This window comes from Pseudomonas sp. TAE6080, assembly GCF_018732265.1.
In the GTDB taxonomy this organism is placed as follows: domain Bacteria; phylum Pseudomonadota; class Gammaproteobacteria; order Pseudomonadales; family Pseudomonadaceae; genus Aquipseudomonas; species Aquipseudomonas brenneri.
Map to the genome: position 1 here is coordinate 20,828 of NZ_JAHIDY010000043.1, position 17,245 is coordinate 38,072.

19 protein-coding genes and 1 riboswitch are annotated in these 17,245 nt (G+C 61.8%); of the genes, 15 read left to right on the plus strand and 4 right to left on the minus strand.

The window, feature by feature from the left end; genetic code table 11:
• The first annotated feature begins 83 nt into the window (after window positions 1–83).
• Window positions 84–331: riboswitch (cobalamin riboswitch) on the plus strand.
• Window positions 332–411: 80 nt separating this feature from the next.
• The 13 genes from cobO (at window position 412) to KL786_RS24580 (ending at window position 11,662) form a co-directional block, all read left to right on the plus strand.
• Window positions 412–1,023, plus strand: a complete 612-nt coding sequence (gene cobO / locus KL786_RS24520) for a cob(I)yrinic acid a,c-diamide adenosyltransferase (RefSeq protein ID WP_032857045.1) — start codon at window positions 412–414, stop codon at window positions 1,021–1,023.
• The gene (locus KL786_RS24525) at window positions 1,020–2,384 is read left to right on the plus strand and encodes a cobyrinic acid a,c-diamide synthase CobB (RefSeq protein WP_215519268.1); all 1,365 of its coding nucleotides are present in this window, start codon (window positions 1,020–1,022) and stop codon (window positions 2,382–2,384) included. Before cobO ends, KL786_RS24525 begins: the two co-directional genes overlap by 4 nt.
• Complete coding sequence (bluB, locus tag KL786_RS24530; protein ID WP_215519269.1) at window positions 2,381–3,031, plus strand: 5,6-dimethylbenzimidazole synthase; 651 nt, start codon at window positions 2,381–2,383, stop codon at window positions 3,029–3,031. Before KL786_RS24525 ends, bluB begins: the two co-directional genes overlap by 4 nt.
• A complete protein-coding gene (gene cbiB, locus KL786_RS24535; protein WP_215519270.1) occupies window positions 3,028–3,936 on the plus strand; it encodes an adenosylcobinamide-phosphate synthase CbiB in 909 nt (302 codons plus the stop codon). Before bluB ends, cbiB begins: the two co-directional genes overlap by 4 nt.
• Complete coding sequence (gene cobD / locus KL786_RS24540) at window positions 3,929–4,918, plus strand: threonine-phosphate decarboxylase CobD (protein ID WP_215519271.1); 990 nt, start codon at window positions 3,929–3,931, stop codon at window positions 4,916–4,918. The genes cbiB and cobD overlap by 8 nt, the downstream gene beginning before the upstream one ends.
• Window positions 4,915–6,366, plus strand: coding sequence for a cobyric acid synthase (locus KL786_RS24545; RefSeq protein WP_215519272.1), 1,452 nt, complete (start codon window positions 4,915–4,917; stop codon window positions 6,364–6,366). The genes cobD and KL786_RS24545 overlap by 4 nt, the downstream gene beginning before the upstream one ends.
• A gap of 10 nt (window positions 6,367–6,376) precedes the next feature.
• The gene (gene cobU / locus KL786_RS24550; protein ID WP_032857054.1) at window positions 6,377–6,898 is read left to right on the plus strand and encodes a bifunctional adenosylcobinamide kinase/adenosylcobinamide-phosphate guanylyltransferase; all 522 of its coding nucleotides are present in this window, start codon (window positions 6,377–6,379) and stop codon (window positions 6,896–6,898) included.
• Complete coding sequence (cobT, locus tag KL786_RS24555) at window positions 6,895–7,950, plus strand: nicotinate-nucleotide--dimethylbenzimidazole phosphoribosyltransferase (protein WP_215519273.1); 1,056 nt, start codon at window positions 6,895–6,897, stop codon at window positions 7,948–7,950. The genes cobU and cobT overlap by 4 nt, the downstream gene beginning before the upstream one ends.
• Window positions 7,947–8,522 carry an alpha-ribazole phosphatase family protein gene (gene cobC, locus KL786_RS24560; protein ID WP_215519274.1) on the plus strand — a complete coding sequence of 192 codons (576 nt, stop codon included), beginning with the start codon at window positions 7,947–7,949 and terminating at the stop codon, window positions 8,520–8,522. Before cobT ends, cobC begins: the two co-directional genes overlap by 4 nt.
• A complete protein-coding gene (locus KL786_RS24565) occupies window positions 8,523–9,251 on the plus strand; it encodes an adenosylcobinamide-GDP ribazoletransferase (RefSeq protein ID WP_215519275.1) in 729 nt (242 codons plus the stop codon).
• Window positions 9,252–9,293: 42 nt separating this feature from the next.
• Complete coding sequence (locus KL786_RS24570) at window positions 9,294–9,698, plus strand: MarR family winged helix-turn-helix transcriptional regulator (RefSeq protein ID WP_032857058.1); 405 nt, start codon at window positions 9,294–9,296, stop codon at window positions 9,696–9,698.
• Between the two features lie 62 nt (window positions 9,699–9,760).
• A complete protein-coding gene (locus tag KL786_RS24575; protein ID WP_215519285.1) occupies window positions 9,761–10,960 on the plus strand; it encodes an MFS transporter in 1,200 nt (399 codons plus the stop codon).
• A 150-nt stretch (window positions 10,961–11,110) separates the two neighbouring features.
• Window positions 11,111–11,662: a glutathione peroxidase gene (locus tag KL786_RS24580; RefSeq protein ID WP_215519276.1), complete on the plus strand. Its 552-nt coding sequence runs from the start codon at window positions 11,111–11,113 to the stop codon at window positions 11,660–11,662.
• Between the two features lie 65 nt (window positions 11,663–11,727).
• On the opposite strand, the gene KL786_RS24585 is transcribed toward KL786_RS24580, so the two are convergent.
• The 4 genes from KL786_RS24585 to KL786_RS24600 form a co-directional block, all read right to left on the minus strand.
• Entirely contained in the window at window positions 11,728–13,002 is a 1,275-nt protein-coding gene (locus KL786_RS24585; protein ID WP_215519277.1) for an OmpP1/FadL family transporter, read from the minus strand.
• A gap of 146 nt (window positions 13,003–13,148) precedes the next feature.
• The gene (locus KL786_RS24590; protein WP_154841533.1) at window positions 13,149–13,631 is read right to left on the minus strand and encodes a hypothetical protein; all 483 of its coding nucleotides are present in this window, start codon (window positions 13,629–13,631) and stop codon (window positions 13,149–13,151) included.
• Window positions 13,632–13,911: 280 nt separating this feature from the next.
• On the minus strand, window positions 13,912–14,136 hold the full coding sequence (locus KL786_RS24595) for a hypothetical protein (protein ID WP_007898912.1): 225 nt from the start codon (window positions 14,134–14,136) through the stop codon (window positions 13,912–13,914).
• Window positions 14,137–14,611: 475 nt separating this feature from the next.
• A complete protein-coding gene (locus KL786_RS24600; protein WP_032857063.1) occupies window positions 14,612–14,917 on the minus strand; it encodes a hypothetical protein in 306 nt (101 codons plus the stop codon).
• 455 nt (window positions 14,918–15,372) lie between these two features.
• Here KL786_RS24600 and KL786_RS24605 point away from each other — a divergent pair, with 455 nt between their 5' ends.
• The gene (locus KL786_RS24605; protein ID WP_032857064.1) at window positions 15,373–15,696 is read left to right on the plus strand and encodes an SEL1-like repeat protein; all 324 of its coding nucleotides are present in this window, start codon (window positions 15,373–15,375) and stop codon (window positions 15,694–15,696) included.
• Between the two features lie 175 nt (window positions 15,697–15,871).
• Complete coding sequence (locus KL786_RS24610; RefSeq protein WP_215519286.1) at window positions 15,872–17,236, plus strand: DNA recombination protein RmuC; 1,365 nt, start codon at window positions 15,872–15,874, stop codon at window positions 17,234–17,236.
• Window positions 17,237–17,245: the final 9 nt, after the last annotated feature.

Consider the following 17,245-nt stretch of genomic DNA (forward strand, 5'->3'; position numbering starts at 1 on the left):
CCTGTAGTCATAGAGGTACAGCGCGTGGCGATGGTTCAAGTGTGTGGCCGGCTTTAATTGACGCTGTACCCCCAACCCACTAACCTTCGCCGCTTGTTTCAGGTGCTCTGTGGCGTGCGCGTCGACCGAGTGAAACAGGGAAGCCGGTGAGTGCGCGCACTTTTCTACAGTGCGGCCACGATCCCGGCGCTGCCCCCGCAACGGTAAATGAGTCAAGACGCTGCTTTTGCCACTGTATCGCCTGCGATATGGGAAGGCGCATCGTCGGACTGCCCTGTTCAACAGGGCGCCACTCATGAGCCCGGAGACCGGCCTGATTCATCCAACAGCATCACGGTGGGCGATGCTTGGCTTCATGTAGATTGTCTTTTCCTGCCCGCCGTTTTTGTCCAGCCCCAACGGAGAGCTGCCATGACTGATTCCCCTGATCGTGACGAACGCCACCTGGCGCGCATGCTGCGCAAAAAAGCGGTGATTGATGAGCGTATTGCCAATTCACCGAATGAATGCGGATTGCTGCTGGTATTGACCGGCAATGGCAAAGGCAAGAGCAGTTCGGCGTTTGGCATGCTGGCCCGTGCCATGGGGCACGGTATGCAATGCGGCGTGGTGCAGTTCATCAAGGGCCGTAACAGCACCGGTGAAGAGCTGTTCTTCCGGCGTTTCCCCGAGCAGGTACGTTTCCATGTGATGGGCGAGGGCTTTACCTGGGAAACCCAGGACCGCCAGCGTGATATCGCTGCCGCCGAAGCGGCCTGGAAAGTCTCCCGGGAAATGTTGCAGGATCCGTCCATTGGCCTGGTGGTGCTGGATGAGCTGAACATCGCACTCAAGCACGGTTATCTCGACCTGGACCAGGTCCTGGGCGACCTGCAAGCCCGCCCACCGATGCAGCATGTGCTGGTCACCGGTCGCGGCGCCAAGCCGGAACTGATTGAAATGGCCGACACCGTCACCGAAATGGGCATGCTCAAGCACGCGTTCCAGGCCGGGATCAAGGCACAGAAGGGCATCGAACTTTGAATCAGCCGCGCCATTGCCCTGCCGTCCTGATCGCCGCGCCGGCGTCGGGCCAGGGCAAGACCACCGTCACCGCCGCCCTGGCCCGTTTGCACCGCAACCTGGGGCGCAAGGTCCGGGTATTCAAATGCGGCCCGGACTTTCTCGACCCGATGATTCATGAGCGCGCCAGCGGCGCGCCGGTCTATCAATTGGACATGTGGATGGTCGGCGAGCAGGAAAGTCGCCGCCTGCTGTGGGAAGCGGCGGGGGAGGCGGACCTGATCCTGATCGAGGGCGTGATGGGGCTGTTCGACGGCACGCCGTCCAGCGCCGACCTAGCCCGCCATTTTGGCGTGCCGGTGCTGGCGGTGATCGACGGCACCGCCATGGCCCAGACCTTTGGCGCCCTGGCGTTGGGACTGGCGCGTTATCAGGTGGACTTGCCGTTCGCCGGGGTATTGGCCAACCGCGTCGGTACCGTGCGCCACGCGCAATTGCTTGAAGGCAGCCTGACCGAAGGCCTGCGCTGGTACGGTGCGTTGTCCCGCGAGACCGGTATCGAGCTGCCCAGTCGCCATCTGGGCCTGGTGCAGGCCAGCGAGTTGAATGACCTGGACCTGCGCCTGGATGCGGCCGCCGAGGCCCTGGCCAGCAGTTGCGAGGTAGCGCTGCCACCACCGGTGGCGTTCGCCGCCCCCGAGCTTATCGAGGCCGAACCTTTGCTGGACGGGGTGCGGATTGCCGTGGCCCGTGATGAAGCCTTCGCGTTCACCTATGGCGCCAGTCTCGACTTGCTGCGGGCGATGGGCGCCGAATTGCGCTTCTTCTCGCCGATCCACGACCCGGTGTTGCCCGACGCCGACAGCCTCTACCTGCCCGGTGGCTACCCGGAACTGCATCACCAGGCGTTGTCGCAAAACACCGCGATGTTGCAGGCGATCCGTGCCCATCACGCCGCCGGCAAGCCGTTGCTGGCCGAATGCGGCGGCATGCTCTATCTGCTCGACTCATTGACCGATGTCGAGGGTTGCCGCGCTGAACTGCTGGGGTTGCTCCAGGGCGATGCAGTCATGCAGAAACGCCTGGCGGCCCTGGCCCTGCAAGCAGTCGAGTTGCCGGAAGGCGTGCTGCGCGGCCACACCTATCATCATTCCCTGACCAGCACGCAATGGCAGCCGATTGCCCGTGGCCTGAGCCCCAATGGCGGGCGCGGTGCCGAGGCGGTGTATCGCCAGGGGCGGATGACGGCCTCCTATGTGCACTTTTATTTCCCGTCGAACCCGGCTGCGGTGGCCGCGCTTTTTGCGCCAGGCGCTGAGGCCGCCATCGCAGGCGATTGCATTGCAACTGTAGGCGCGGGCTTGCCCGCGATAGGGCCATGACCGACAACGCCTTCCCCCAGGCTGAACGCCAGGCCATCTACCGCGCCATCGCCGAGCGCCGCGATATGCGCCACTTCAGCGGCGGCACGGTGGCCCCCGAACTGCTCCAGCGCTTGCTGCAGGCTGCGCACCAGGCCCCCAGTGTCGGCCTGATGCAGCCTTGGCGCTTTATCCGTATCAGCGACCGGACCCTGCGCGGCCAGATCCAGCAGTTGGTGGAAGCCGAGCGCCTACGCACCGCGGCGGCCCTGGGCGAGCGCTCGGACGACTTCATGCAGCTCAAGGTCGAAGGCATCAACGACTGCGCCGAGGTGCTGGTCGCGGCGCTGATGGATGATCGCGAGCGGCATATCTTTGGCCGTCGCACCTTGCCGGAAATGGACCTGGCCTCGCTGTCCTGCGCGATCCAGAATCTGTGGCTGGCCTCCCGCGCCGAAGGCCTGGGCATGGGCTGGGTGTCGCTGTTCGAACCCCAGGAGCTGGCCGACCTGCTGGGCCTGCCGCCCGGCGCCAAGCCACTGGCCGTGCTGTGCCTGGGCCCGGTAGAGCAGTTCTACCCGGCACCGATGTTGCAACTCGAAGGCTGGACCGAACCGCGTCCGCTGAGTGACATGCTGTATGAGAATTATTGGGGAGTGAGTCAATGAGTGTGGCCTTGCTGAGTGTCGCTGCCGTGGCGCTGGATGCGCTGCTGGGCGAACCCAGGCGCTGGCATCCGCTGGTGGCGTTCGGCAACTTTGCCGGGCGCATCGAGCAACGTTTCAACTCCGCTGGGCGTGGCTGGCGCAGCCATGGCGTGACCGCGTGGTTTATCGCCGTGATACCGCTGACGTTGCTGGCCACGGCGTTGTCCTGGGCGCCTTACTTCGGTTGGGTGATCGAGATCCTCGCGTTGTACCTGGCCCTGGGCATGCGCAGCCTGGGTGAACACGTGTTGCCGGTGGCCCAGGCCCTGCGCAGTGGTGACCTGGACGAAGCGCGCAGGCGCGTCAGTTACCTGGTCAGCCGCCAGACCAGCGAACTGGACAGCACTGAAGTGGCGCGCGCCGCCACTGAGTCGGTGCTGGAAAACGGCAGTGACGCGGTGTTCGCCGCGCTGTTCTGGTTTGTCGTGGCCGGCGTGCCTGGCGTGGTGCTGTACCGCCTGAGCAATACCCTGGATGCCATGTGGGGCTATCGCAACGAACGCTTTGAACGCTTCGGCTGGGCGGCGGCAAAAATTGACGATCTGCTCAATTACATTCCCGCGCGCCTGGTCGCGTTGACCTACGCCGTGCTCGGCAAGACGCGCCTGGCGCTCACATGCTGGCGCCGCCAGGGCCCGACCTGGGACAGCCCGAATGCCGGCCCGGTGATGGCCGCCGGTGCTGGCGCCCTGGGCGTCGAGTTGGGCGGTGCAGCGATTTATCACGGTGAATTGCACCAACGTCCAGTCCTGGGTGAAGGGCCTCCAGCCGATGCCGATTCCATCGAGCGTGGCTGGCAACTGGTGCAGCGCGGCGTGTGGTTGTGGGTATTGATCCTGTGCGCGGGGGCACAATTCTATGCTTGAACATGGTGGCCGGCTGCGCAAAGCCGCGATGCAGTACGGCATCGCCCAGGAAGACTGGTTGGACCTGTCCAGTGGCCTCGCGCCCTGGCCTTGGCCAATCCCGCCTATCTCACTGCGGGCCTGGGCGCGTTTGCCAGAAACCGATGACGGCCTGGAACAGGCGGCCTGCGATTACTACGGTGCGGCCCAGGTGTTGCCGGTGCCGGGCTCCCAGGCGGCCATCCAGTTGCTGCCGCGTCTGCGTCGGGCGGGCAAGGTCGGCGTGTTGTCGCCGTGCTATGCCGAGCATGCCGAAGCCTGGCGTCGCGCCGGTTACATCGTGCGCGAAGTGCTGGAGCAGGAAGTGGACTTCTTCCTCGACAGCCTCGACGTGTTGGTGGTGGTCAACCCCAACAACCCTACGGGCTTGAGTATTGCGCCCCAGCGCCTGTTGGACTGGCATGCACGGCTGGCCCAGCGCGGTGGCTGGTTGGTGGTGGATGAAGCCTTTATGGACACCACCCCGCAGTTGAGCCTGGCGAACCAGGCCCATCAGGTGGGGTTGATTGTGTTGCGTTCGTTCGGCAAGTTTTTCGGTCTGGCGGGGGTGCGCCTGGGCTTTGTGTTGGCCGAGCGCAAGCTGCTCAAGCTGCTGGCCGAACAGGTCGGGCCATGGGCGGTGAGTGGTCCGACCCGGGAGTTGGGCCAGGTTTGCCTGCGCGACAGCGCTGGCCACACCCACCAGCGCCAGCGCTGCGAAGAAGCCAGCCAGCGTCTGTTCAGCCTGCTGGAGCAGTATGGTCTGCGCCCCCAGGGCGGCTGCGCGCTGTTCCAGTGGCTGATCGCCGATCGCGCCGAGCAGTTGCATGAGTTCATGGCCCAGCGTGGCATCCTGCTGCGCCTGTTTGTCCACGACAGCAGCCTGCGTTTTGGCCTGCCCGGGACTGACGCCGATTGGCAGCGCCTTGAACAAGCCCTGGCTGCCTGGAAGCAAGCCTCATGAGTACGTTGATGGTGCAAGGCACCACCTCCGATGCGGGCAAAAGCACTTTGGTGACCGCGTTATGCCGTTGGGTGGTGCGCCAGGGCGTGCCCGTGGTGCCCTTCAAGCCGCAGAACATGGCGCTCAACAGCGCAGTCACGGCAGAAGGTGGCGAGATCGGCCGCGCCCAGGCCGTGCAGGCCCAGGCCGCCAACCTGGCGCCGCACACTGATATGAACCCGGTGCTGCTCAAGCCCAACAGTGACACCGGTTCACAAGTCATCATCCATGGCCGTGCCGTGACCAGCATGAATGCCGTGGCCTATCACGACTACAAAGCCATCGCCATGCAAGCGGTGCTCGCTTCCCATGCACGCTTGAGCGCCGCTTACCCAGTGGTGATGGTCGAAGGCGCGGGCTCGCCGGCCGAGATCAATCTGCGGGCCAATGACATTGCCAACATGGGCTTCGCCGAAGCGGTGGATTGCCCGGTGCTGCTGATTGCCGATATCAATCGCGGCGGGGTGTTCGCTCATCTGGTGGGCACGTTGGAGTTGCTGTCGCCGTCGGAGCAGGCGCGGATCAAGGGCTTTGTGATCAACCGCTTTCGCGGCGATATCGCGCTGTTGCAACCCGGTCTCGACTGGCTTGAGGCGCGCACCGGCAAACCGGTAATCGGCGTGTTGCCCTATGTGATGGACCTGCACCTGGAGGCCGAGGACGGCATCGACCAGCGCCAGACCGACAAGGCGGCGCAGGTGCTCAGGGTGGTGGTGCCGGTATTGCCGCGCATCAGCAATCACACCGACTTCGACCCGTTGCGCCTGCATCCCCAGGTGGACTTGCAATTTGTCGGGCCGGGGCAGGCGATTCCTGCCGCAGACCTGATTATCCTGCCCGGCTCGAAAAGCGTGCGCAGCGACTTGGCCTACTTGCGCGCCAACGGCTGGGACAGCGCGATTGCCCGGCACCTGCGCTATGGCGGCAAGGTCCTGGGCATCTGCGGTGGCCTGCAAATGCTCGGCGAGCAGGTTCATGACCCGCTGGGCCTGGAAGGGCCCGAGGGCTCCAGTGATGGCCTGGGGCTGCTGGCCTTCAGCACCACCCTGGAAGCCGAAAAACAATTGCGCAATGTGCGCGGCCGGCTGGCGCTGGAAGAGGCGCCGGTCAGTGGTTATGAGATCCATGCGGGCGTGACCCGTGGCACGGCCCTGGAGCGTCCGGCGGTGCTATTGGATGACGGTCGCAGTGACGGCGCGCAGAGTGACGACGGACAAATCCTCGGCACGTATCTGCACGGTCTGTTCGAAACCCCAGCGGCGTGCAGTGCATTGTTGCGCTGGGCCGGTTTGCAGGATGTGCAGGAAGTCGATTACCACGGCTTGCGCGAGCGCGATATCGAGCGCCTGGCGGACCTGGTGGAGCAGCATCTGGATACCCGGTTACTGCGCCAGTTATGTGGGATTTGAGGGATTGACCATGTTGCAATTGATCCTCGGCGGTGCCCGTTCCGGCAAGAGTCGCCTGGCTGAAAAGCTCGCCAGCGACAGCGCCCTGCCTGTCACCTACATCGCCACCAGCCAACCCCTGGACGGTGAAATGAACCAGCGGGTCGCCCTGCACCGGGAGCGTCGCCCGAGCCATTGGGGGCTGGTCGAAGAACCGCTTGAGCTGGCACGGGTCCTGCGCGAACATGCCGCCCCTGGCCAGTGCCTGCTGGTCGATTGCCTGACCCTGTGGCTCACCAACCTGCTGATGCTGGACGATCCGCAGCGCCTGGGCATGGAGCGCGAACAACTGCTGGACTGCCTGGCGTCGCTGCCAGGTGAAATCATTTTTGTCAGCAACGAGACCGGTCTGGGTGTCGTGCCGCTGGGCGAATTGACTCGCCGCTATGTAGATGAAGCCGGTTGGCTGCATCAAGCCTTGGCCGAACGGTGTCAGCGTGTGGTGCTGACCGTTGCGGGCCTGCCCCTGACTTTGAAAGGTACTGCGTTATGAGCCAATCCTGGTGGCTGGAACCCTGCAAGGCGCTGGATGCCGTGGCCCATGAACAAGCCCTGTCCCGCCAGCAGCAACTGACCAAACCCGCAGGTTCCCTGGGGCAACTGGAGGCGCTGGCGGTGCAACTGGCCGGCTTGCAGGGCCAGGTCAAACCGACGGTCGAGCGGGTGTGGATCGCCATCTTTGCCGGTGATCACGGTGTGGTCGCGGAGGGGGTCTCGGCCTATCCCCAGGAAGTCACCGGGCAGATGTTGCACAACTTCGTCAGCGGTGGCGCGGCGATCAGCGTGTTGGCGCGCCAACTGGATGCACAGCTGGAAGTGGTGGACTTGGGCACCGTCACACCGTCGCTGGACCTGCCGGGCGTACGTCACCTGAATATCGCCCCAGGCACGGCCAACTTCGTGCTGGGTGCGGCCATGACCGAGGCCCAGGGTCGGTTGGCCCTGGCGGCGGGGCGTGACAGTGTGCAGCGGGCGATCAACGCCGGTGCGCAACTGTTTATTGGCGGCGAGATGGGCATCGGCAACACCACCGCCGCCAGCGCATTGGCCTGTGCATTGCTCGATTGTCAGGTCAGCGACCTGACCGGCCCGGGCACCGGCCTGAATGCCCAGGGCGTGAGCCATAAAGTAGCGGTGATCGAGCGCGCATTGGCCTTGCATGCCGGGCAGCGCGGTGACCCGTTGCAGACCCTGTTCAATCTCGGTGGCCTGGAGATCGCCGGCCTGGTGGGGGCTTATCTGGCCTGCGCCCAGGCGGGTGTGGTGGTGCTGGTCGACGGGTTTATCTGCACTGTTGCGGCCCTGGTCGCTACACGCCTGAATCCATCTTGCCGGCCATGGCTGTTGTTCGGCCACCGCGGGGCTGAGCCGGGCCATCGCCACGTGCTGCAAAGCCTTGGCGCCGAGCCGCTGTTGGAACTGGGCCTGCGTCTGGGCGAGGGCAGTGGTGCGGCGTTGGCGGTACCGCTGTTGCGCCTGGCCTGTGCGTTGCACGGGCAGATGGCGACGTTTGCTGAGGCGGCTGTGGCGGATCGCCCGGCATGACCTTGCACCTGGACCTGCTGCGCCATGGCGAAACCGAACTGGGCGGCGGCTTGCGCGGCAGCCTGGATGATGCCCTGACGGATAACGGCTGGGAGCAGATGCGCCAGGCTGTGCTGGCGCAAGGGCCGTGGGATCGCCTGGTCAGCTCGCCGCTGCAACGCTGCGCGCGCTTCGCTGAAGAGTTGGGCGTACGGCTGGATTTGCCGGTGAGCCTGGAGCCGGATCTGCAGGAGCTGCATTTCGGTGCCTGGGAAGGGCAGAGCGCGGCGAAGTTGATGGAAACCGACGCCGACGCACTGGGGCTGTTCTGGGCTGACCCGTATAGCTTTACGCCGCCAGATGGCGAGCCTGTCGAAGCGTTTTCCCGGCGTGTGCGCGGCGCTGTCCTACGCCTGCACCAGCGGTATGCCGGGCAACGGGTGCTGTTGATCAGCCATGGTGGTGTCATGCGTTTATTGCTGGCCCAGGCCCGTGGCTTGCCCCGTGAGCAGTTGTTGAATGTCGAGGTGGGGCACGGTGGCCTGTTCAGCCTGCGGGTCGAGGCTGATGGCGTATTGAGCGAGGGCGCCTGAATGCTGCCATTCTGGATCGCCTTGCAGTTCCTCAGCAGCCTGCCGATTCGCCTGCCGGGCATGCCGCAACCCCAGGAGTTGGGGCGCTCGCTGCTGTTTTATCCGCTGGTAGGGTTGCTGTTCGGGCTACTGCTGTGGGGCTTGAACAGCGTACTGATGGGCGCGCCCTTGCTGTTGCACGCGGCGCTGCTGCTGACAGCGTGGGTGTTGCTCAGTGGCGGCCTGCACCTGGATGGTCTGGCAGATAGCGCCGATGCATGGCTGGGCGGCTTTGGCGACCGTGAGCGCACCCTGACCATCATGAAGGACCCGCGCAGCGGGCCGATTGCCGTGGTCACCCTGGGGCTGGTGCTGCTGCTCAAGTTCACTGCCCTGGTGGCCTTGATCGAGCAGCACAACGGCGCGGCATTGATTCTTGCGCCGTTGATCGGCCGTGGTTCGCTGCTGGCGTTGTTCCTCACGACTCGCTATGTGCGTGCCGGGGGACTGGGTCAGGCGCTGGCCGACCATTTGCCGCGGATTGTCGGGCAACAAGTACTGATCCTTACCGGTCTGGCCTGTGTGTTGATCGGTGGTTTCAGCGGTGGGATTGCCGTACTGCTCGCAGCCCTCTGCTTTATGGGTCTGCGCCAGGTGATGATCAATCGGCTGGGCGGCACCACAGGCGACACGGCCGGCGCGTTGCTGGAGCTGCTCGAAGTGGCGGTGTTGATCGGCCTGGCCCTGTAACACTTTCTTGCATTTCCTTAATCGCGGGTATATACACGCTCTATGCTTGCCTCCCAATGTTTATGCACCAACCTGCGTCGTGCCGCCCGTGGCGTCAGCAGGCACTATGACGGCGCCCTCGATGGCTTCGGGATCAACGTCGCCCAGTATTCCTTGTTGTGTAACCTGCAACGCCTGGATCAGCCGAGCATTTCCAGCCTGGCCGATGCCATGGGCCTGGATCGCAGCACCCTGGGGCGTAACTTGCGGGTGCTGGAGGGTGAAGGCCTGGTGCGGTTGGTCGAAGGTAATGATCTGCGCAATCGCCTGGTGGTGTTGACCAACATGGGTAAGGAGCGCCTGGCAGCGGCGTTGCCGGCCTGGGAAGCGGCGCAGCAGAAGTTGATCGATAAATTGGGGGCGCAAAAACGCGAAACCCTGTTGGCCTTGCTGGACGAACTCGCTTAAACGCGAGCTGGTTCGAATACAAGCGGGTATATACCCGTAAGCGGAGAATAATAATGACCTCGATGTGGCGTACCAGTGGCTGGATTCTTGTCGGGAGTGCGCTGATCCTGGCCCTTTCCCTGGGCGTACGGCATGGCTTTGGCCTGTTCCTGTCGCCCATGAGCAGCGAGTTCGGCTGGGGTCGTGAAACCTTTGCCTTTGCCATCGCCTTGCAAAACCTGATCTGGGGCCTGGCGCAGCCGTTTACCGGGGCCCTTGCCGACCGGTTTGGCGCGGCCAAAGTGGTGATGGTCGGCGGCGTGCTGTATGCATTGGGCCTGGTGTTCATGGGCCTGTCCGATTCGGCGTGGTCGCTGTCCCTGAGTGCGGGCTTGCTGATCGGTATCGGTCTGTCCGGCACCTCGTTCTCGGTGATCCTTGGCGTGGTCGGGCGTGCCGTGGCCCCGGAAAAGCGCAGCATGGCCATGGGCATTGCCAGTGCTGCCGGCTCTTTCGGCCAGTTCGCCATGTTGCCAGGCACCCTGGGCCTGATTGGTTGGCTGGGCTGGTCCGCCGCCTTGCTGGTGCTGGGCCTGCTGGTGGCGTTGATCGTGCCGTTGGTGACGATGATCAAGGACCGCCCGCTGCCGGCCGTGGCCGGTCAACAAACCTTGCGCGAGGCCCTGCATGAAGCCTGTTCCCATTCCGGTTTCTGGTTGCTGGCCTTCGGCTTTTTTGTCTGCGGATTCCAGGTGGTATTTATCGGTGTGCACCTGCCGGCGTACCTGGTAGACCAGCATCTGCCGGCGACCGTTGGCACCACGGTGCTGGCCCTGATCGGCCTGTTCAACATCTTCGGTACCTACACCGCAGGCTGGCTCGGCGGGCGGATGTCCAAGCCGCGTCTGCTCACGGCGTTGTACTTGCTGCGGGCGGTGGTGATTGTGTTGTTTCTGTGGGCGCCAGTGACGCAGACCAGTGCCTACTTGTTCGGCATGGCCATGGGCTTTTTGTGGCTGTCGACGGTACCGCTGACCAACGGTACGGTGGCAACCTTGTTTGGCGTAAGAAACCTGTCGATGCTGGGTGGGATTGTGTTCCTGTTCCATCAGTTGGGTTCGTTCCTCGGCGGTTGGCTGGGGGGCGTGGTCTATGATCGAACGGGCAACTACGATTTGATCTGGCAGGTGGCGATCGTCTTGAGCCTGGTCGCGGCCGCCCTGAACTGGCCAGTGCGTGAGCGGCCTGTGGCAAGGTTGCAGGCGCAGATGGGGGTCGCATGAATTCGACGTGGGGCTGGATTGGCGCAGCGGGGCTGCTGACGCTGTTGCTGCTGGCCTGGTGGGGCTGGCAGCGCAGCGGGCTGGCGTTGATGCAACTGGGCATGGCGATCTGTTAAGTTGCTTGTCTGACTTTGTCCAAGGACACCCAACATGTTGATGCGCTGGCTTGCAGTACCTGCCCTGATGGTGGCTTTTGGCGGTGTGGCCATGGCCGCCGATTGCCCGTCGTTGCTCGAAGGCCAATTGCCGAAGTTGCGCGCCAAGGAGTCCATCGACCTGTGCCAGCGTTTTGCCGGCAAGCCTCTGGTGATCGTCAATACCGCCAGCTTTTGTGGGTTCGCCCCACAGTTCAAGGGCCTGGAGGCGCTGTATCAGCGCTACAAGGGCGACGGGCTGGAAGTGATTGGCGTGCCTTCCGATGACTTCAAGCAGGAAGCCAAGACGGGCGAAGAGACGGCCAAGGTCTGTTATGTGAACTACGGCGTGACCTTCACCATGACCGAGCCACAGAAAGTCAGGGGCGCGGATGCCGTGCACCTGTTCAAGGTGCTGGCCGAGCAGAGCAACGCGCCGAAATGGAATTTCTACAAGTACGTAGTAGATCGCCAGGGCAAGGTGATTGCCAGCTTCTCCAGCCTGACCAAACCCGACAGCCCGGAACTGATCGAGGCTGTGGAACAGGCACTGGCTTCCAAGCCCTGATTATCGGCCACTAAAAAGCCCCGCCTCCTTTGCAGGAGAGCGGGGCTTTTTCATGCAGCGTTGAATCAGAACTTGTACGTCATGCCCAGGCCAAAACCGTTGGCGCTGTTTTTGTACTTGGCGTTGTAGCTAGCCAGAGCGTTGGAGCGGTTGACGCTGACTTCTTCTTCCTTGAGGTAGGAGTAGGCCAGGTCGATGGTCATGTTATCCATGACCGCGTAGCCCAGGCCAACACTGAAGATGGTCCGGTCGCCGGTAGGGATACGTGGCGAACGATCAGTGTTGTTGGTTGGCGACTGGTCGAAGGTCAGGCCGGTGCGCAATACAACCTGCTTGGTCAGCTGGTACGAGGTGCCCACGGCATAAGCCCAGGTGTCGTGCCAGTTCTGGTCTTCCTTGATGGTGCCCACAAGACCTGGGGCGAGGCCGCCACCGGCTGTGCTCACGCCTTTGTTGTTGACAGTGATGTCCTTCAGGCGGCTCCAGCGTGTCCAGGTTGCACCGGCATACAGCTTCCAGGCGTCGTTCATGTCCTGGGTAACCGACAGATCCCAGGATTCAGGCGTGTCGATTTTCAGCGAAGCGTCATAACGACCGGTCGCCAGGGCGCCAGAGGTCGCAGCAGGCGCGTTGACTTCGGTGTGGCCTTCAAGTTTGTACTTGACCTTCGAGTGGTACGTCAGGCCAACACGGGTGGTGTCGGTCGCCTGGACCAATACGCCTGCGTTGAAACCAATGGCAGTATCGTCACCCTTGATCTTGATCCTGGTATCTGGAACGGCCGGGTTAAGGGTCAGCTCAGATTCCAGGGTGCCGGCAATGCGGTTGAAGGTTGGGCCAAAACCGATGGAAACCCGATCGTTGAAGGCGTAGCTGACAGTCGGCTGGAAAGTGATGACTTGGACTTCACTCTTGCTGCCGAAGCCGCGACCCTGATATTTGCTCTCGTAGTCGGTAATCAGGCCGAACGGTGCATACACACCAAAGCCGACTGCCCACTGGTCATTGAGTTTATTGGTGTAGAAGCCGAACGGTACCGCCGTGAAGGGGACCATGTCGCCTTTGTTGGTGCCGCGGGAACGGCCGCTGACATCTTTGATATCGGTAGATGCGTCAATCACCGCAACACCGCCAGTGACTTGCTGGCCTTGCAGGCGAGCCATACCGGCAGGGTTGCCATAAACAGTACTTGCATCATCGGCAGAAGAAGAACGACCCGCAAAACCGGTACCCATCCCGCTGACACTTTGTTCGTTGAGGGCAAAGCCGCTTGCGAACAGTTGGGAAGAGGCCATGGCAACGGCGAGGCTAAGTGTGGTCTTGAGCATTACTTTTTTCATTATTAGAACTCCGAGGTGATCACCGCTGCGGAAAGTAACAATAAAATTCACTTAGCGCTATAGGCTGTAATGTAGGAGATAGAGCGGTTTTGTAGGACAATCCGACCAAAATCGCCGGCTTTTGCCGAATCTTGCAAAGTGCCCGATCAGCAGGCGACCTGATTCATGGGGGATACACAGGTTTGCCAGGCCTGGGTGTAATCGCGCAGCCGGCCCTGAGGGTGAAATATTTCTTTCCAGATTCGGGCCATGGCCAGCAAATCGTCGGATCGAGGCAATTGAGGACGATGTTGTTCCACCAGTAACCAGGCGATGGCGGTGGCGTAACGCAAGTTGACGGTCAGCTCCAGCTGCGGCCCGCTGAGGAAGGCATGCTGGCTGGCGAGGCCGCGCACAAGGCTTGCACGTTCCGGGTCGAGGGCGAGGTAGTCGTCCCACAGGGCTCTGTGGCGGGTTTCGGTAATGCGATACAGGCCGTGGCCGCGCCGATCGTGCAAGGCCGAGCCCAGTTCCGACTGGCTGGCGGCAACCCCCAGTAGCAGGGTCTCTGCGGTCTGGCTGTGGCGGCCCAGGTAGATCAGCGTGGGGCGGATCACATAGCGACACAATTCGCTGGCGGCAATGCCCATAAAACCCTCGAAACCCTATAAATGGTCGACGAGTCCTGAGAAGGGGGGGGCTTGGCAGCGGTGGATCGGATCTCAGGCTCGCCGGAGGCGGAACATGCCGCCTGAGTTGAAGTGTAGTGTCAGATTCACGACGTAAAGGACTGTTTTTAAAATATTTCTGGCTGGTGGTTATAAGCGTTATATCTGTTTGGCCTAAAGGACCCCAGCAAAAACCGCGAATCGCAGGCAATAAAAAACCCTGCCTTGTGGGCAGGGTTTTCGATGTTCAGCGTCGGGTCAATCAGGCAACCAGGGCCTGACGGGTACGCTCGATCACGGCCTGCAGCGGCTCTGCGCTGGAGTATTGATCGGGGTACAGGCGTTCGCTGTGACGAGCGATGCCGTGTTCGTTGACCAGGGTGAAGCTGAAGCAGCCTTTGCGAGCGGCCATGATCAGGCAGTTCATTGGGGCAAAAGCATTGGTGAGGGTGCGAATGGCATCCTGAGTATGGATTTGAGTGGACATATTATGGGTGTTCCTACAAATGACACGGATAAGAACCGTGCAACGTTAAAACGTTCCAGTGACGCTGATCACCATTGATCATGCGAAGAACCCGACTGGAACAAAGCAGCCAGTTTGAAGCGCTGAATAGTTTGGCGCGCTTGGGCTGGCAGGTAGGTACTTAGGAGGGCAGGCAACACAACAGGGGCAAAGGTTCTGGGCCCAGGGTGAAGATCCTGATCAATTTGCAGGTTGGTTCGGTCAGAGTATGAAAACTTCGCGACACCCTTTGCATTGTTCAAAGGCAGTGTCGTCGCAAGTGATACCTGGAAACCATCGAGGTGGTCGATCCCATCAAGATTGACAGAACTTCTCTTTAGGGAAGCTACGTCGCGGGGATTTGTTCGACCAGAATTGACTTTCAGCTTGGTACTAACGCCGCGGATAGTAATGGCTTGAAACGAGTAAAGCAAGTGTGTTAGCAAAAATACTTCAGTTAGCCGCCCATCAGCGCGCGATAAACCAGCACCGTGGCCGCCGCAGCCAATGAACACCCCAGCGCGTAGGCGGCCAAAGTCAGGCGCAGGGATTGGCCGGTTTCTATGACTCTCATCACATCCTGCATGGCATTGATCCGCCCATCCCCCAACTCGATGCACAGGCTGATTGCCGTGAAGGCCGCCGACAACAGGATTGCGATGGCAAACAGCGCGCCGTCAGGGGAGGGCAGTGCGGCATTGATCCCTAGGGACATCACACAAACGGCGAGTAGCAGTAATGCGAACACCAGGATCCCTTTCATGAAGCGGCGCCTCCTTGCTGTAGGGCCAACAGTGTGGCGAGACCAGGGGCGTTTGAAAAGTGGCGTTTAGATGTCACCCGTAACGTTTTGCCGTGCTGTTGGGCCACAAAACGGTGGGGATATAACCGCCAGGCAGGTAGTTGTGCACATTGGTTGCGCAGTGTGTCACCGGGATGGCAGCGTGCAGGATTGGCTTGCGAATGCCTGCGTCTAAAATTTAAGTCAATGAAAAACCTGGCTTTTTTTTATTGGTGAAAAAATCGTCAGTTTAAGCGCGGCCCCCGTTCCATGGGGCTTTGCGCGAGTTAAAGCACGGTTGTCCACTGAGTTATCCACAGCTTCTGTGGATTGTCCCAAGCGCTTGCTCTAGAACGGGCGTGCAGGGTTTTTTCAGCTTTACGCGTACGAAAAAAGGAGTAGAGTGGCGCGCCTTCCGTTCTGCCCTACAGTGCTTTATGAAGTTTCGCTCCGTATCACCTTCTGTTACCGACAACCCTCCGAGTGTTACCGCACCCAAGCGTTTCTCCTTGAAAGTTGCCCTGTGGCTGCTGGATAGCCCGCGCATTGGCGACAACCCCAATATCAAGCATTTTGCCGGGCGTCTGCTCAAGCAACCGGCGCGTGAAGGGGTGGTTGTGGCACAGAGCCGCCTGGGCCTGTTGATGTGTCGCGAGTGCGGCAATGCCAGGGATCGTCGCATCGGCCACGACCTCCTGCGCCAGGCCGCCCGTGCCGGCGACCTGGGCGCCCAGCGTGAACTGGGTCAGATCAAAGACTGAGCTGTCCACGAAGCGCCTGCTTGGTTAACCTTCCTCTTTTACCGTAATGGCAGGAATGGCTATGGCTTTTGACTGGACCAGTGTTGCGCTGGGTCTCGCCGCTGCGGCGTTGCCTTTGTTGGTCCTGTGCTGGCAGATCCAGCGCCGCCTGAATGCACGCAGCGCCGGTTGGGAGCTGTTGGAGGAGCGCCTGGCTACGGCGCAGATGGCCCAGGAAGGACTGGCCGCGCAACTGGACGCCAGTCGTGACGAAATCAGCGACCTGAGCCAGGCCAATGCGGCGAAACAGGCGGATCTGGCAGCGGTGCGCCGGGAAGTCGAGTTGCTGCAGATCGACCGCGATAACGCACGTGATGCGGCCCACGCCTGGAACATCGAGCGCTCCGGCAAGGAAGGGGAACTGCGTCGCCTGGACGCCTTGTCGGCCTCCCTGCGCGCCGAACTGCGCGAGCAGCAGGACAGTCATCAACAGCGCCTCAACGACCTGCAAGGCTCGCGGGATGAACTGCGCGCGCAGTTCGCCGAGCTTGCGGGGAAAATCTTCGACGAGCGCGAGCAGCGGTTTGCCGAAACCAGCCAGCAGCGCCTGGGGCAATTGCTCGACCCGTTGAAGGAGCGCATCCAGTCGTTCGAAAAACGCGTGGAAGAAAGCTATCAGAACGAGGCGCGCGAGCGTTTTTCCCTGGCCAAGGAGCTGGAGCGCCTGCAGCAATTGAACCTGCGCCTGTCGGACGAAGCCACTAACCTCACCCGCGCCCTCAAGGGGCAGAAGACCCAGGGTAACTGGGGCGAGTTGATTCTGGAGCGGGTGCTGGAACATGCGGGCCTGGAGAAAGGCCGCGAGTACCAGACCCAAGTCAGCCTCAAAGGCCCGGATGGCGAGCGTTTCCAGCCGGACGTGCTGATCATGTTGCCGGGCGACAAGCAGGTGGTGGTCGACTCCAAGGTCAGCCTGACGGCCTATCAGCAGTACGTGGCGGCCGATGACGAGGTGATCGGCCAGGTTGCCCTCAAGCAGCACGTACTGTCGCTGCGCAACCATGTCAAAGGCTTGGCCGGCAAGGACTACAAGCGGCTGGAAGGCTTGCACAGCCTGGATTTCGTGTTGTTGTTCGTGCCTATCGAGGCGGCGTTTTCCGCTGCGTTGCAGGCCGAGCCGAACCTGTTCCAGGAAGCCTTCGACCGCCATATCGTGATCGTCAGCCCGACCACCTTGCTGGCGACCCTGCGGGTGATCGACAGCCTGTGGAAGCAGGAGCGGCAAAGCCAGAACGCCCGGGAAATCGCCGAGCGCGCCGGCTGGCTGTACGACAAGTTCGTGCTGTTTATCCAGGACCTGGATGAAGTGGGCAATCGATTGCAGCAGTTGGATAAGGCTTACAGTGCAGCGCGTAATAAACTTACAGATGGTCGCGGAAATCTGGTCAGCCGGGTCGAGCAGTTGAAGCTGCTGGGAGCGCGTGCCAGCAAAGGCCTGCCGTCCGATCTGCTGGAAAAAGCGATGACTGATGAAGATGGCGTCGCCCAACTCCCTGACTAAACGCAGAGC

What these genes read in the sequence shown, in the direction of transcription:
- cobO (WP_032857045.1), top strand. Translation starts at nt 412, where the DNA reads ATGACTGATTCCCCTGATCGTGACGAACGCCACCTGGCGCGCATGCTG.
- bluB (WP_215519269.1), top strand. Translation starts at nt 2,381, where the DNA reads ATGACCGACAACGCCTTCCCCCAGGCTGAACGCCAGGCCATCTACCGC.
- cbiB (WP_215519270.1), top strand. Translation starts at nt 3,028, where the DNA reads ATGAGTGTGGCCTTGCTGAGTGTCGCTGCCGTGGCGCTGGATGCGCTG.
- cobD (WP_215519271.1), top strand. Translation starts at nt 3,929, where the DNA reads ATGCTTGAACATGGTGGCCGGCTGCGCAAAGCCGCGATGCAGTACGGC.
- KL786_RS24545 (WP_215519272.1), top strand. Translation starts at nt 4,915, where the DNA reads ATGAGTACGTTGATGGTGCAAGGCACCACCTCCGATGCGGGCAAAAGC.
- cobU (WP_032857054.1), top strand. Translation starts at nt 6,377, where the DNA reads ATGTTGCAATTGATCCTCGGCGGTGCCCGTTCCGGCAAGAGTCGCCTG.
- cobT (WP_215519273.1), top strand. Translation starts at nt 6,895, where the DNA reads ATGAGCCAATCCTGGTGGCTGGAACCCTGCAAGGCGCTGGATGCCGTG.
- cobC (WP_215519274.1), top strand. Translation starts at nt 7,947, where the DNA reads ATGACCTTGCACCTGGACCTGCTGCGCCATGGCGAAACCGAACTGGGC.
- KL786_RS24565 (WP_215519275.1), top strand. Translation starts at nt 8,523, where the DNA reads ATGCTGCCATTCTGGATCGCCTTGCAGTTCCTCAGCAGCCTGCCGATT.
- KL786_RS24570 (WP_032857058.1), top strand. Translation starts at nt 9,294, where the DNA reads ATGCTTGCCTCCCAATGTTTATGCACCAACCTGCGTCGTGCCGCCCGT.
- KL786_RS24575 (WP_215519285.1), top strand. Translation starts at nt 9,761, where the DNA reads ATGTGGCGTACCAGTGGCTGGATTCTTGTCGGGAGTGCGCTGATCCTG.
- KL786_RS24580 (WP_215519276.1), top strand. Translation starts at nt 11,111, where the DNA reads ATGTTGATGCGCTGGCTTGCAGTACCTGCCCTGATGGTGGCTTTTGGC.
- KL786_RS24585 (WP_215519277.1), bottom strand. Translation starts at nt 13,002, where the DNA reads ATGAAAAAAGTAATGCTCAAGACCACACTTAGCCTCGCCGTTGCCATG.
- KL786_RS24590 (WP_154841533.1), bottom strand. Translation starts at nt 13,631, where the DNA reads ATGGGCATTGCCGCCAGCGAATTGTGTCGCTATGTGATCCGCCCCACG.
- KL786_RS24595 (WP_007898912.1), bottom strand. Translation starts at nt 14,136, where the DNA reads ATGTCCACTCAAATCCATACTCAGGATGCCATTCGCACCCTCACCAAT.
- KL786_RS24600 (WP_032857063.1), bottom strand. Translation starts at nt 14,917, where the DNA reads ATGAAAGGGATCCTGGTGTTCGCATTACTGCTACTCGCCGTTTGTGTG.
- KL786_RS24605 (WP_032857064.1), top strand. Translation starts at nt 15,373, where the DNA reads ATGAAGTTTCGCTCCGTATCACCTTCTGTTACCGACAACCCTCCGAGT.